The following is a 13,980-nucleotide window of genomic DNA, read 5'->3' on the forward strand; positions in this document are numbered from 1 at the left end:
GGTCCAGGGCGTGGCGCTGGACACCCAGGCCTCGGCGGCGCTGGGCCAGTCGATCCAGAAGACCAAGACCATCCAGGGGGCGCTGGATCCGCTGCTGCTGCGGGCAGGCGGCGACGCCCTGCTGGCGCGGGTCGATCAGCTTCTGGAGCAGTGGAGCGACGGTCCCTACATCTTCAACCTGGGTCACGGCATCCTGCCCGACACGCCGATCGCCCACGTCGAGGCGGTCTTGGCCCGGGTCACCGGCAAGTGACCCCGGTCAGCGGGAAGGGGCGCAAGATCGCCGTCGTCCTGTTCAATCTTGGCGGGCCCGACAAGCCGGACGCGGTGCGGCCGTTCCTGTTCAACCTGTTCCGTGACAAGGCGATTATCGGGCTGCCGGCTCCGCTGCGCTACCCGATCGCCGCCCTCATCGCCGGAACCCGCGCCAAGCCGGCGCGCGAAAACTACGCCCTGATGGGCGGCGGCTCGCCCCTGCTGCCGGAGACGGAGAAACAGGCCAGGGCGCTGGAGGCCGACCTGGCCGCGCGGTTCCCGGACGCCGAGACCCGCTGCTTCATCGCCATGCGCTACTGGAATCCGCTGACCAACCAGACCGCCAAGGCCGTGAAAGCCTTCGCCCCGGACGAGGTGGTGCTGCTGCCGCTCTATCCGCAATATTCGACGACCACGACCGGCTCGTCGCTGAAGGCCTGGAAGCGGGCCTATCGCAAGGGTCCGGGCCGAGTCTCGACGGTCTGCTGCTATCCGGTGAACGAGGATCTGGTTCAGGCCCATGCCGATCTGATCAAGGCCGCCTACGACAAGGCCGGACGTCCCGGTCCGGCGCGCCTGCTGTTCTCGGCCCATGGTCTGCCGGAAAAGGTGATCCTGGGCGGCGACCCCTACCAGCAGCAGATCGAGGCCACGGCCGCGGCGGTCGCCGCCAGGCTGGGCGAAGGCTGGGACTGGCGAGTGACCTACCAGAGCCGGGTCGGGCCGATGAAGTGGATCGGCCCCTCGACCGAGGACGAGATCCGCGCCGCCAGCCAACAGGGCCTGGCCCTGGTCGTCACGCCGATCGCCTTCGTCTCGGAGCACATCGAGACCCTGGTCGAACTGGACCACGAATATCGCGAGGTGGCGTTCAAGGCCGGCTGCCCGGTCTATGTCCGCGTGCCGGCCCTTGGGGTGACGCCCCGGTTCATCAGCGGCCTGGGCCGCGCCGTCCAGGCCGTGCTCGGCGCGCCCGAACGCCTGGTCACCGCCTGCGCTTGGCGCTGCGGCGGCGATCGCACCCAATGTCCGAACAAGCACGGAGCTTCGGCGTGATCGATTTCCTGGCCCCGCATTTTGACCTGATCCGCGGGCTGCACATCATCTTCGTGATGGCCTGGATCGCCGGCATGCTGATCCTGCCGCGCCTGTTCGTCTATCACATGAAGACCGAACCGGGCTCGGACATGGACAGCGTGTTCAAGCTGGCCGAACTGCGGACCCTGCGGATCATCATCAATCCGGCGATGATCCTGGCCCTGCTGATGGGCCTGCTGCTGGCGATGATCGACACCGAGCGCCTGGGCCACGACTTCTATCTGAAGCCCTGGGCTCTGACCAAGATCGCCGCCCTGATTTTCCTGTTCGCCTGGCACGGCTTCGTCTCCAAGGCCCGCCGCCAGTTCGCCGCCGGGACCAACACCCGCTCGGAGAAGTTCTGGCGGATGACCAACGAGCTGCCGTTCCTGGCGGCCATCGTCATCGTCCTGTCGGTGACGACCAAGTTCCTCGGGCACTAAGCCCCGCTGGGCTGAAGGCGGCTTCGCTTGACCAGCGGGGCCGCTTGTGGTTCCCATCCACACAGACAGGTCGCCCAGCGGCCTGTTCCTGCCTTTTACGGACCGGCGCTCGTCCTGACGCGCCCCCGGAGCCTCTCGCTTCGAAGGTCTGTCCCCCGATCGATACGCGCCGTCGTCATGGCGCGACCTGCTCGCCGCCTCACCGCGACGAGTCCGTTTTAGAACCAAGGCACGGCTCGCACCTTCGCGGGCCGCGCGACGTTGAGTGTCACTATGACCGACCAAACTGAAAACCAGACCGACGGCGCCAACGAGGCCGAAGAGCCGATCGTCGATACGACGACCCTGGCCGCCTCGGTCGACCCGCAAGGCGACGACGCCGGCGGGGACGACGACTCCGAAGTCGGCGCCACCGTCGCGGCCATGGGCCTGAAGACGATGTCGCTGCAGGAGCTGAAGGAGAAATCCCCGGCCGACCTGCTGGCCTTCGCCGAGACCTTCGAGGTCGAGAACGCCAACTCCATGCGCAAGCAGGACATGATGTTCGCGATCCTGAAGACCCTCGCCGAGGAAGGCGTGGAGATTTCGGGTTCGGGCACCATGGAAGTGGTGCAGGACGGCTTCGGCTTCCTGCGCTCGCCGGAAGCCAACTATCTTCCGGGTCCGGACGATATCTACGTGTCGCCTTCGCAGATCCGCAAGTTCGGTCTGCGCACCGGCGACACCATTGACGGCGCCATCCGCGCGCCGCGCGAGGGCGAGCGCTACTTCGCCCTGACCGGCGTGACGCTGATCAATTTCGAGAGCCCGGACAACGTCAAGCACAAGGTCCACTTCGACAACCTGACCCCGCTCTATCCCGAAGAGCGGCTGAACATGGAACTGCCCGATCCGACCATCAAGGATCGCTCGGGCCGGGTCATCGACATCGTCGCCCCGCTGGGCAAGGGTCAGCGCTGCCTGATCGTCGCCCCGCCGCGGGTCGGCAAGACCGTGATGCTGCAGAACATCGCCAAGTCGATCGAGACCAACCATCCCGAGTGCTATCTGATCGTCCTGCTGATCGACGAGCGCCCGGAAGAAGTCACCGACATGCAGCGCACGGTGAAGGGCGAGGTCATCGCCTCGACCTTCGACGAGCCGGCGACCCGCCACGTCCAGGTGGCCGAGATGGTCATCGAGAAGGCCAAGCGCCTGGTCGAGCACAAGCGCGACGTCGTCATCCTGCTGGACTCGGTCACGCGTCTGGGCCGCGCCTACAACACCACGGTCCCGTCGTCGGGCAAGGTGCTGACCGGCGGCGTCGACGCCAACGCCCTGCAGCGCCCCAAGCGCTTCTTCGGCGCGGCGCGGAACGTGGAGGAGGGCGGCTCGCTCTCGATCATCGCCACCGCCCTGATCGACACCGGCAGCCGGATGGACGAAGTCATCTTCGAAGAGTTCAAGGGCACCGGTAACTCGGAAATCGTCCTGGACCGCAAGGTCGCCGACAAGCGCATCTTCCCGGCCATCGACGTGCTGAAGTCCGGCACCCGCAAGGAAGAGCTGATCACCCCGCGCGACCAGCTGCAGAAGACCTACGTCCTGCGCCGCATCCTCAACCCGATGGGCGCCTCGGACGCGATCGAGTTCCTGCTGGAGAAAATGCGCCAGTCGAAGACCAACGGCGATTTCTTCCAGAGCATGAACACTTAAGCTTGGTGTTTCACGTGAAACACAAAGGGCGGCTGGAGCAATCCAGCCGCCCTTTCTAATTCTTCCCCCTCAGGGCAGGTGTCGGCGAAGCCGGCAGAGGGGTCCGCTGAGCCGGCCTACGGGATCAGCAACGTCGCCCCGGTCGTCCGCCGACCCTCCAGCGCCTCGTGCGCCGCCCGGGCCTCGGCCAACGGGAACGTCTGGCCGACCTCGATCTTCACCGCGCCGGACGCCAGGACGGCGAACAACGCCGCCGCGCTTTCGTCAAGCTCAGCGGTGGTGTTGATGTAGTCGAACAGGCGCGGCCGGGTGAGGAACAGCGACTTGGTCCCAAGCTCCAGCGGCGCGATCGCCGGGGCCGGACCCGAGGCGTTGCCGAAGGTGGCCAGAACACCGCGTCGGCCCAGGCTCTTCAGGCTGGCCTCGAACGTGTCCTTGCCCACCCCATCATAGACCACGGCCACGCCTTGCCCACCGGTGATCTCCGCCACCCGGGCCGCGACATCTTCCTCGCCGTAGAGGATGACATGATCGGCGCCGTGGTCGCGGGCGAGGGCCGCCTTGGCCTCGGACCCCACCGTGGCGATCACGGTCGCGCCCAAGGCCTTGGCCCACTGCACCAGGATCGAACCCACGCCGCCCGCGGCCGCGTGGATCAGCACGGTCTGACCGGGCTCGACCTTGTGGCAACGTCGGACCAGGAACTCGGCGGTCATGCCCTTGAGCAGGACCGCCGCGGCGGTCTCCAGGCTGACCGTGTCCGGCACCTTCACGGCGCGGTCAGCCGGAACGACGGCGGCTTGGGCATAGGCGCCGAGGGTGCCGTTATAGGCGACACGGTCGCCGGCCCTGAACCGGGTGACGCCTTCGCCCAGGGCCTCGATGATCCCCGCCGCTTCCAGCCCAAGCACCACCGGCATCTTCATCGGGTAGAGCCCGCTGCGATGATAGGTGTCGATGAAGTTCAGGCCGACGGCCTGGTGGCGGACCAGGATCTGGCCTGGACCCGGCGAGGGGACGGGCAAGTCGACGGCTTCGAGCACCTCGGGACCGCCGGTGCGGACGGCTTGTATGGCCAGCATCGGGGTCAGCCCAGGTTGGACTTGAAGAACGCCAGGCTGCGGGCGTTGGCCCTGCCGGCGTCGGCCGCGTCGTAGTGGGAGCCGCCCACCCGAGCGAAGGCGTGGTCGCGACCCGGATAGGTATGGATCTCGATCTGCGGGTGGTCCTTGAGGGCGTCGAGGATGATCTTCTGAGCCTCTTTCGGCACGAACTGGTCTTCCTCGGCGACGTGCATCAGCAGCGGTCGCGCCAGCTTTTCCGCTTCGGCCACGTGCTTGTCGATGCCCACGCCGTAATAGGAGACGCTGGCGTCGGCGTCGGTGCGGGTGGCCGTCAGGAAGGCCAGCAGGCCGCCCAGGCAGTAGCCGACCGCGCCGACCTTGCCGTTGACGCCGGGCAGGGCGCGGGTCGCGGCGATGGTGGCGGCGATGTCCGACACGCCGGCGTCGACGTCGAAGGCGTTATAGAGCTCGAAGGCGCGCTTCCACTCGGCTTCGCTCTGGTCGGTGATGTCGATGCCCGGCTCGATGCGCCAGAACAGATCGGGGCAGATGGCGACGAAGCCCTGGGCGGCCAGGGCGTCGCAGACGTCGCGCATCACCTTGTTGACCCCGAAGATCTCCTGGATGACGACGACGGCAGGAGCCGGGGTCGTCGCGGGGCGGGCGACATAGGCGGAGAAGGCGCCGTCGGGCGTGGTGATCGTGAGGGTCTCGGACATGGGGCTCTCCGTATCTCGGGCGTATCTGGGCGGGATCTTCAGGGCGTCGATGGGACTTTCGACCGAAGCGCTCTAACGTGCGCCGGTGCGGTCGGGGCATAACAACATCGTGCTTCCACAGCAGGGAACCCCAGATCATGAAGATGACCATTGAGATTGACTGCACGCCGGTGGAGGCTCGCGCCTTCCTGGGCCTGCCCGACGTCAGCGCCTTGAACGACCATCTGGTCAAGGAAATGCAGAACCGGATGACCTCCAACATGGCCATGTTGGCGCCTGACGAGCTGATGAAGAACTGGATGGCGTTCGGAACCGGGGCCCAGGACCAGTTCCGCAAGCTGATGACGGCGGCGGCTGGAGCGGCCGTCGGCGGCATGGGCGGCAAGTCCGAATGAACGACACGATCTACGCGCCGGCCACGGGCGCGGGCAGGGCGGCCGTCGCGGTGATCCGCATTTCGGGGCCGCGTTCAGCTGACGCTGTGCGGGCCTTGGCCGGCGATCCGCCCAAGCCACGACGGGCGGCGCTTCGCCGGCTGACACGGGACGGGGTCGCCCTGGACGATGCGCTGGTGCTCTGGTTCCAGGGTCCGGCCAGCTATACCGGCGAGGACGCCGCGGAATTTCACGTGCACGGCGGCCGGGCCGTGGTCGAGGCGGTGCTCGAAGCCCTGGCCGCGGAAGGCCTGCGCCTGGCCGAGCCGGGCGAGTTCACGCGCCGCGCCTTCGAGAACGGTAAGCTGGACCTGACACAGGCCGAGGGCGTGGCCGACCTGATCGACGCCGAGACCGAGGCCCAGCGTCGCCAGGCCTTGGGCCAGCTGGGCGGCGCGCTGAGTCAGCGCTACGACGCCTGGCGCGGCCTGCTGGTTCAAGCCCTGGCCATGCTCGAGGCCGCGGTCGACTTCCCGGACGAGGAGCTGCCCGAGGATGTGGCGGCGCGGGCTCGCCCGGGACTGGAGGCCCTGGAAGCCGAAAYCGGGGCCGCTCTCGAGGACGCTTCGCGAGGCCGCCGCGTCCGGGACGGCTTCCGCATTGCCCTGGTCGGCGCGCCGAACGCCGGCAAGAGCACCCTGCTGAACGCTCTGGCCGAGCGCGACGCGGCGATCGTGACCTCCACGCCCGGCACGACGCGCGACATCATAGAGGTTCCGCTGACCCTGGGGGGCTACAAGACCCTGTTGGCGGACACGGCGGGCCTACGGGAGACCGAGGACGCCATCGAAGCCGAGGGCGTGCGGCGGGCGCGGGCATGGGCGGCTGAAGCCGATCTGAGGCTCTGGGTCATCGACGCGGCGATGTTCCACGTGAAACAGAACAACGAACTGTCCGTGCTGCATTCCGGCGACTGGGCCGTGATCAACAAGATCGACCTGGTCGACGCCTATCGCCTGGAGGAGCTGCGGGAGATTCTCGCGGCCCAGGGTCTGAAGGTCGTCGAGCTGGCGGCCCRCAAGCCCGGCGGAGCGGAAGAGGCAAGGGCGGCGTTGACGTCCCACGTGGTCGATGCCCTTTCCGGCGCGGAATTCCCGGCGGCCACGCGCATCCGTCACGCCGAAAGTCTGACCGAGGCGCGAACCTATCTTCAGCGCGCTCTTTCCGACGTCGGGCTTGAGGTCGAACTGGCCGCAGAGGATGTACGACTGGCCGCGCGGTCGCTGTCGCGCATCACCGGCCGGATCGATCCTGAGGATGTACTCGACCGAGTGTTTTCAACCTTCTGCATCGGGAAGTGATGTTTCACGTGAAACATCACCTTGAACTGTCCACAGGCTGATCACAGATGTCTCGGACGTGTTTCACGTGAAACACCCGCGAGCGACTCGCCGATCCGGGGAGTTCCACGTATAAGACTCATACGCCCCCGCTGAGACGGGGGCGTTCGCATTGAGGCGCGCTAGCTTGTCCAACACCTGGGATGTCATTGTCATCGGCGGCGGTCACGCCGGCTGCGAGGCCGCCGCCGCGTCGGCCCGCGCCGGCGCGCGCACCCTGCTGCTGACCCACAAGCGCGAGACCGTCGGCGAGATGTCTTGCAACCCGGCCATCGGCGGTCTGGGCAAGGGCCATCTGGTCCGTGAGATCGACGCCCTGGACGGCCTGATGGGCCGCATGGGCGACAAGGCCGGCATCCAGTATCGCCTGCTGAACCGCTCCAAGGGCCCCGCCGTACGCGGGCCGCGCTCGCAGATCGACCGCAAGCTCTATCGCGAAGCCATGCAGGCCGAGCTGTTCGCCTATCCGAACCTCGACGTGATCGCGGCGGCGGCGGAAGACCTGATCGTCGAAGACGGCGTGGTCGCGGGCGTGACCGACGGGGAGGGTGGGACCTATCGTGCTTCACGTGTGGTGCTGACCACCGGCACCTTCCTGAAGGGCGTCATCCATCAGGGCGAGACCCGTATTTCGGCCGGCCGGGTGGGGGACGCGCCGTCTATCGGCCTGTCGGACCGGCTCTACGCGCTGGGCTTCGACATGGGCCGCCTGAAGACCGGCACCCCCGCACGCCTGGACGGGAAGACCATTGCCTGGGACCGCCTGGAAATGCAGGCCGCYGACGAGAAGCCTGAGCCGTTCTCGTTCCTGACGACCCACGTGGACGTGCCGCAGATCCAATGCGGCATCACCTACACCACGGCCGAGACCCACAAGATCATCGCCGAACGCCTGAGCGAGTCGGCCGTCTACGGCGGCCGCGCCACCGGGATCGGCCCGCGTTATTGCCCGTCGATCGAGGACAAGGTCGTCCGCTTCGCCGACAAGACCAGCCACCAGGTGTTCCTGGAGCCGGAAGGCCTGGACGATGACACCGTCTATCCGAACGGCATCTCGACCTCGGTCTCGGCCGAGACCCAGCTGCTGTTCCTGCGCACCATGCCAGGCCTCGAGAAGGTTGAGGTCATCCGGTACGGCTATGCGATCGAGTATGACTATGTCGATCCGCGCGAGCTCTACCCGACTCTCGAGACCAAGCGCCTGCCGGGGCTCTACCTGGCCGGCCAGATCAACGGCACGACGGGTTATGAGGAGGCCGGCGCCCAGGGCCTGATGGCTGGGCTCAACGCCGCGCTGGCCGTGCAGGGCAGGGAGCCCGCGGTCTTCGCGCGTGACGAGGCCTATATCGGCGWGATGATCGACGACCTGGTCACCCGGGGGGTCACCGAGCCCTATCGGATGTTCACCAGCCGCGCCGAGTTCCGCCTGATCCTGCGGGCGGACAACGCCGACCAGCGCCTGACCGACCGGGGTCTGGCCCTGGGTTGCGTGGGCGGTGTGCGGGCCGAGGCCTGGGCCGCCAAGAAGGCCCAGCTGGAAGCGGTTCGCGCCTTCGCCCGCTCGGTCAACCTGACCCCGGTCGAAGCCAATCGCGCCGGCTTCAAGGTCAATCACGACGGCCAGCGCCGGGACGTCCTGGCCATGCTGGCCCTGCCCGACGTCACCCTCGACGGCCTGACCGCGGTATGGCCGGAGATTTCCACGTGGAGCCCCATGGCCCGCGAGCAGATCGAGATCGAGGCGGCCTATGCGGGCTATCTCGACCGCCAGCGCAACGACGCCGAGGCCTTCCGCAAGGAAGAGGATCTGCGCCTGCCGGCCGATCTGGACTACGGCCTGGTCGGCAGCCTGTCGAACGAAGTGCGGGAGAAGCTGACCCGGGTGAAGCCCCTGACCCTGGGCCAGGCGGCCCGGATCGAGGGCGTGACGCCGGGCGCCCTGAGCGCGCTGCTTGCCCACGTCCGCCGTGCGAAGGCCGCTTGATGACCGCTCCGATCTCTACCGGCGATGCGCCCCTGGTCATCGAAGAGCTCGACCCCGTCGACGCCCCCGCCTTCCAGCGGCTGACGGGCTGCACCGATGCTCAGCTGGCGGACCTGATCCGCTTTCAAGCCCTGCTCACCGAGTGGAACGAAGTGATGAACCTGGTGGGGCCGGCGACGATCGCCACCTACTGGAACCGTCACGCCTGGGACAGCGCCCAGCTGCTGAAGCTGGCGCCGGAAGCCAAGACCTGGGCCGACCTCGGGGCGGGCGCCGGCCTGCCGGGCGTGGTGCTGGCGATCCTGTTGAAGGACACGCCGGGCGCCAAGGTCCACCTGGTCGAGAGCATGGCCAAGCGCTGCAAATTCCTGCACGCGGCGGCTGACGCGTTGGACCTGCCCGTCGAGATCCACAACGCCCGCGCCGAAGAGCTGGACCTGAAGGTCGAGGTCGTGACCGCGCGGGCCTGCGCGCCGATGGTCAGACTGCTCGGGTACGCCCAGCCCTACCTGAAGCGCGGCGCGGTGGGTTGGTTCCTGAAGGGACAAGATGTCGCTTCGGAGCTGGCCGAGGCCGCTACATGTTGGAAATTCGAGTCAGACCTCCGGCCGTCTCTGAGCGACCCGCGAGGCCAGATCGTGCAAGTGAAGGGGCTTAAGAGTGTCCGTAAAGTCTGACCAACCGCTGCGCGTTCTCGCCATCGCCAACCAGAAGGGTGGGGTGGGCAAGACCACGACCGCGATCAATCTGGGCACCGCCCTGGCGGCTTGCGGCGAACGCGTGCTGCTGATCGACGCCGACCCGCAAGGCAACTGCTCGACCGGCCTGGGCATCACCCGCATGCAGCGCAAGACGACGCTCTACGACGTGCTGATGGGTGAGAAGCCGGTGGTCGACGCCGCGGTTCGCACGGAGCTGCCGGGCCTGGACGTGATCCCCGCCGACGCCGACCTGTCGGGCGTCGAGATCGAGCTGGGCCAGCAGGCCCGCCGCTCCTACCGCCTGCGCGACGCCCTGGAGCCGCTGCGCACGAGCGGTGACTATAGTTATGTGCTGATCGACTGCCCGCCGTCGCTGAACGTGCTGACCGTCAACGCCATGACCGCCGCCGACGCGGTGTTCGTGCCGCTGCAGTGCGAGTTCTTCGCCCTGGAGGGCCTGACCCAGCTGATGCGGACCATCGAGCGGGTGCGCGGCAGCCTCAATCCGAAGCTGGAAATCCAGGGCGTGGTGCTGACCATGTACGATCGCCGCAACAGCCTGTCGGACCAGGTGGCCAAGGATGTCCGGGAGCACTTCGGCGACAAGGTGTATGACGCGGTCATACCGCGCAACGTCCGGGTGTCCGAGGCGCCGTCGTTCGGTAAGCCCGTTCTGCTCTATGACCTCAAGTGCGCCGGCAGTCAGGCCTACCTGCGGCTGGCGCGCGAAGTCATCAGCCGCGAGAAGTCGAGGCTCTCCCAGGCGGCCTGAGCTCCGTCTGAGGATAACCATCCAAGTCATTGTCGAAATTGAGTGTTGAGCGCGTGAGGGAGTCGGTCGTGGTGGGAGAGCCGGGGATGTCTGAAGGTCGTCGTGGTCTGGGTCGGGGCCTTTCCGCCTTGCTCGGCGAGGTCGATTCCGCTCCCGCCCAGGCGCCCGGTGATACCGGCGCCGGGTCGCGCGAGGCGCCGATCGAACTGGTCAGACGCAATCCCGATCAGCCCCGCCGGACCTTCCGTGAGGAAGACCTGGTAGAACTTTCGGATTCGATCCGTGAGAAGGGCGTCCTGCAGCCGATCCTGGTGCGCCCCGCGCCGGGCGCGCCGGGCGAATACCAGATCGTCGCCGGCGAGCGCCGCTGGCGGGCCGCCCAGCGCGCCGGCCTGAAGACCATCCCGATCATGGTTCGCGAACTGGACGACCTGGCGGTGCTGGAAATCGGCATCATCGAGAACGTCCAGCGCGCCGACCTGAACGCGATCGAAGAGGCGCTGAGCTACAAGGTGCTGATCGAAAAATTCGGCCAGACCCAGGAGATCATCTCCCAGACCGTGGGCAAGAGCCGCAGCCACGTGGCCAACACCCTGCGCCTGCTGTCGCTGCCGGACTCGGTCCAACACTACGTGACCTCGGGCGAGATGACCGCCGGCCATGCCCGCGCCATCGCCAACGTGCCCGACCCGGCCGCCCTGGCCCGCGAAGTCATCGACAAGGGCCTGTCGGTTCGCGACGCCGAGGCCCTGGCCCGTCGCGCGCCGGCCGCCAACGGCGAGGCTCGCGCCAAGTCGAGCGGCGGCCGTCCGCCGAAGTCGAAGGACACCGATACGCAATCGCTGGAAGCCGACCTGTCGTCGCTGCTGGGCCTGGACGTCGAGATCGACGACCGCGGCGGGGCCGGCGCCTTGACCATCCGCTACGCGACGCTCGAGCAACTGGATGATCTCTGCAACCGTCTGACGCGGGGCGCCTGAGGCCTTCGCCGAGGGTCCTCTGTCGCGCACGGAAGACAGCTCGACCGTGTCCCTGGTCGAGCTGTTCGCCAGAATTCACCGGCAGTGGATGCTTATTTCCGCGTAAGCCGCTGAAAATTCAGCGAAAACGAGGATGCGCACGGAAAATTTGGTCAGGCGTCTCGCGGCCCGAATCCGGAAGATTCTTGTGGATTACGTCTTCAGCGGTTTGACGAAACAGGCGACTCGCTAGTCGGGCTCGACTGTCGTCGCTAGAGACCGAGCCGCCGCGCCTTGCCGGCGATCTGCAGGGCCAGGCGCTCGGAGATCAGCTGGTCAGGTGAGCCGGAGGTCTTGCAGGCCTTGTCGGCGGCCAACACCTCGGCCTGGACCAGCAGCAGGTGGTCCAGGGTCCAGGCCCGGGCCTGGCGCAGGAACTCGCGCTCGCTCTTCCAGAACACGCCCGAGGCCTTGGCGGCGGCCGCCAGATCGACGCCGTTCTTGTGCAGAGTCAGGGTGCGGCGTAGGCGGCCCAGGTGATAGCCCATGGCCCGGACGGCGGCCGGGCCGCCTTCGCCCTCGGCGGCGGCGCGGCGCAGGCCGGCCTGGGCGGGTCCGACCCGGCCGCCGAACGCATCGATGGCGGCGTCGCCCAGCGAGGCCTCGGGCTCGACGCCCAGGAAGTCTGTCAGGTCGGCCGGGGTGGCCACCACGCCCGAGCCTGGGCCGAGGAACAGCACCAGCCGCTCGATCTCGGCGCGGGCCACGCCGCGCTCCTTGGGCAGGCGCGAGACGAACAGGTCCAGGGCCTCGCCGTTCAGGCTGACCTTGTCCTTGGCCATCGTCTCCCGCGTCAGGCGGGCCAGGTCGCCGGCCTCATCCTCGTAGCAAGGGATCACCGCGGCGCCGGCGGCCTTCTCGGCGACCTTGCGCAGGGTGGAGTCGCGGCCCAGGGCGCCGGCTTCGATCAGGAAGAAGGCGTCGGGGTTCAGCTGGCCCTCGACGTGGCGGGTGAGGGCTTCGGCCGCCTGCTTGTCGGGCCCCGCCTTCTCGCCGGTCAGGCGCAGGCGCACCAGGCGCCGGCCGCCCATCATCGACAGGGCCGACAGCTCGTCCTCCAGCTTGCCGGCCTGGCTGTCCAGGTCGCTCTCGGTCAGCTGAGCGGTGTCGAAGGGATCGTCGGGGCGCGCGAACAGCTTGTTGACCAGCTGGTCGGCCCGATCACGGACCACGCCGCGGTCGCGGCCATAGATGACCACGGCGCGGATGTCGGCGGCCGGGTCCCGCAGGAAGCGTTCGATGTCCGGTCGTTTCGACAGGATCATGGCCAGCGTACTCGAACGAAGTGAAAGCCGGTTCGTGTGAAGAGGCCGCTAGAAAACAAGGTCGGACCCTAGGCCTTGGCCTTGCCCGCGAGCCAGGAGGCCAGTTCCATCTGGATCCTGCGCGCCAGTTCGGTCGCGGCGCGCTCCTGGCTGTCCTGCTGGGCGGCGATGGAGGCGTAGGGCTGGTCGGCCGAGTCGTAGGTCACGGCCGCGCTGGTGGTGCCCGATCGCACGGCGTTGCCGGTCTTGACGTCGACCAATCGCCAAGAGGCGGTCAGGCTCAGCTCGTAGCGGTTGGCGACGTTATCGACGCGGACGCCGCGCGCGAAGCGCTGCTCGTTGAGGACATAGATCAGCCGGTGGGAGGGCAGAACATTGACGTCGCGGGCGAAGGCGTCGTCCAGCTTCTCGCGCACCAGATAGCCGGCGCGGCCTGGCGGCGCGACCACCTCGATGGCGCTGAGTCCCTTGCTGACCGACTGAGGGCCGTACAGGGGCGTGAAGCCGCAGGCCGACAGGCCCAGGGCCATGACGACGAAAACGGCGGCGGAGAGGGTCTTGGAGAGCGGGAAACGCTTCATGGATCAGCCGGCCACGATGTTGACGATACGGTCTTTCACCACGATCACCTTGCGAACAGTCAGGCCCTCAAGGTGGGCCATGACGGCGGCGTCCGCCAGAGCGATTTTCTCGACTTCGGTCTCGGCGGCGCCGGCCTTGACCTTGATCTCGCCGCGACGCTTGCCGTTGATCTGGATCGGCAGCACGCGCTCGTCATCGGCCGCCAGGGCCGCGTCGGCCTTGGGCCAGGGCGCATCCACGACCATGCCGCTCTTGCCGATGTGCGCCCAGGCCTCTTCGGCCAGGTGGGGGGTGAAGGGCGAGATCAGGCGAGCCAGGATCTCCAGCGCCTCGGCGCGGGCCGCCAGCACGCCTTGCGACGCGCTGCTTCCATCAGCCGGAGCCGCCGGAGCGGCCTTCAGCATGTTCAGGAACTCGTACAGGCGCGCCACGCCGCTGTTGAAGCGGAAGCCCTCGATCGAGTCCGTCACGAAGCCGATCAGCCGGTGGGCGCCCTTGCGCAGGGCCACGGCCGCCGCGTCGGCGTCGTCATGGGCGAAGGTCCCGGCCGGCTGGCTGTCGAACTCGTTCCAGACGCGGTGGGTGAAGCGCCAGGAGCCCTCCACACCGCTGTTGGTCCACTGCACGTCG

Annotated in this window: 15 protein-coding genes; 10 read left to right on the top strand and 5 right to left on the bottom strand. The window is 67.8% G+C overall.

Annotated elements, in window-relative coordinates; translation table 11 throughout:
• From AC1DZ6_RS06010 to rho, 4 genes are all read left to right on the top strand, one after another.
• Positions 1–253, top strand: a 253-nt coding sequence (locus AC1DZ6_RS06010; protein ID WP_477096282.1) for a uroporphyrinogen decarboxylase family protein, incomplete at its 5' end; no start/stop codon positions are given.
• The gene (gene hemH, locus AC1DZ6_RS06015) at positions 250–1,311 is read left to right on the top strand and encodes a ferrochelatase (protein ID WP_477096283.1); all 1,062 of its coding nucleotides are present in this window, start codon (positions 250–252) and stop codon (positions 1,309–1,311) included. The genes AC1DZ6_RS06010 and hemH, both read left to right, overlap by 4 nt.
• On the top strand, positions 1,308–1,775 hold the full coding sequence (locus AC1DZ6_RS06020) for a CopD family protein (protein WP_477096284.1): 468 nt from the start codon (positions 1,308–1,310) through the stop codon (positions 1,773–1,775). Before hemH ends, AC1DZ6_RS06020 begins: the two co-directional genes overlap by 4 nt.
• A gap of 273 nt (positions 1,776–2,048) precedes the next feature.
• A complete protein-coding gene (rho, locus tag AC1DZ6_RS06025) occupies positions 2,049–3,470 on the top strand; it encodes a transcription termination factor Rho (protein WP_477096285.1) in 1,422 nt (473 codons plus the stop codon).
• 116 nt (positions 3,471–3,586) lie between these two features.
• Here rho and AC1DZ6_RS06030 read toward each other — a convergent pair whose 3' ends face one another.
• Both AC1DZ6_RS06030 and AC1DZ6_RS06035 read right to left on the bottom strand, forming a co-directional pair.
• Entirely contained in the window at positions 3,587–4,552 is a 966-nt protein-coding gene (locus AC1DZ6_RS06030; protein WP_477096286.1) for a quinone oxidoreductase family protein, read from the bottom strand.
• Positions 4,553–4,557: 5 nt separating this feature from the next.
• Entirely contained in the window at positions 4,558–5,253 is a 696-nt protein-coding gene (locus AC1DZ6_RS06035; protein ID WP_477096287.1) for a dienelactone hydrolase family protein, read from the bottom strand.
• A 137-nt stretch (positions 5,254–5,390) separates the two neighbouring features.
• Here AC1DZ6_RS06035 and AC1DZ6_RS06040 point away from each other — a divergent pair, with 137 nt between their 5' ends.
• The 6 genes from AC1DZ6_RS06040 to AC1DZ6_RS06065 all read left to right on the top strand — a co-directional run bounded on the left by AC1DZ6_RS06040 (position 5,391) and on the right by AC1DZ6_RS06065 (position 11,464).
• Positions 5,391–5,648, top strand: a complete 258-nt coding sequence (locus tag AC1DZ6_RS06040) for a DUF6489 family protein (RefSeq protein ID WP_477096288.1) — start codon at positions 5,391–5,393, stop codon at positions 5,646–5,648.
• Entirely contained in the window at positions 5,645–6,988 is a 1,344-nt protein-coding gene (gene mnmE, locus AC1DZ6_RS06045; RefSeq protein WP_477096289.1) for a tRNA uridine-5-carboxymethylaminomethyl(34) synthesis GTPase MnmE, read from the top strand. The genes AC1DZ6_RS06040 and mnmE overlap by 4 nt, the downstream gene beginning before the upstream one ends.
• 166 nt (positions 6,989–7,154) lie before the next feature.
• A complete protein-coding gene (gene mnmG, locus AC1DZ6_RS06050) occupies positions 7,155–9,011 on the top strand; it encodes a tRNA uridine-5-carboxymethylaminomethyl(34) synthesis enzyme MnmG (protein ID WP_477096290.1) in 1,857 nt (618 codons plus the stop codon).
• Positions 9,011–9,688 carry a 16S rRNA (guanine(527)-N(7))-methyltransferase RsmG gene (rsmG, locus tag AC1DZ6_RS06055; protein WP_477096291.1) on the top strand — a complete coding sequence of 226 codons (678 nt, stop codon included), beginning with the start codon at positions 9,011–9,013 and terminating at the stop codon, positions 9,686–9,688. The genes mnmG and rsmG overlap by 1 nt, the downstream gene beginning before the upstream one ends.
• Positions 9,672–10,484, top strand: a complete 813-nt coding sequence (locus tag AC1DZ6_RS06060; protein WP_477096292.1) for a ParA family protein — start codon at positions 9,672–9,674, stop codon at positions 10,482–10,484. The genes rsmG and AC1DZ6_RS06060 overlap by 17 nt, the downstream gene beginning before the upstream one ends.
• 86 nt (positions 10,485–10,570) lie before the next feature.
• Positions 10,571–11,464 (top strand): ParB/RepB/Spo0J family partition protein, encoded by an 894-nt coding sequence (locus tag AC1DZ6_RS06065; RefSeq protein WP_477096293.1) that lies wholly within the window; start codon positions 10,571–10,573, stop codon positions 11,462–11,464.
• Between the two features lie 251 nt (positions 11,465–11,715).
• Here AC1DZ6_RS06065 and holA read toward each other — a convergent pair whose 3' ends face one another.
• From holA to AC1DZ6_RS06080, 3 genes are all read right to left on the bottom strand, one after another.
• On the bottom strand, positions 11,716–12,768 hold the full coding sequence (gene holA, locus AC1DZ6_RS06070; protein ID WP_477096294.1) for a DNA polymerase III subunit delta: 1,053 nt from the start codon (positions 12,766–12,768) through the stop codon (positions 11,716–11,718).
• A gap of 68 nt (positions 12,769–12,836) precedes the next feature.
• Complete coding sequence (lptE, locus tag AC1DZ6_RS06075) at positions 12,837–13,349, bottom strand: LPS assembly lipoprotein LptE (RefSeq protein WP_477096295.1); 513 nt, start codon at positions 13,347–13,349, stop codon at positions 12,837–12,839.
• A 3-nt stretch (positions 13,350–13,352) separates the two neighbouring features.
• On the bottom strand, positions 13,353–13,980 hold a 628-nt coding region (locus AC1DZ6_RS06080), incomplete at its 5' end, for a class I tRNA ligase family protein (RefSeq protein WP_477096296.1).

This window comes from Caulobacter sp. P1_B12_2, assembly GCF_056406675.1.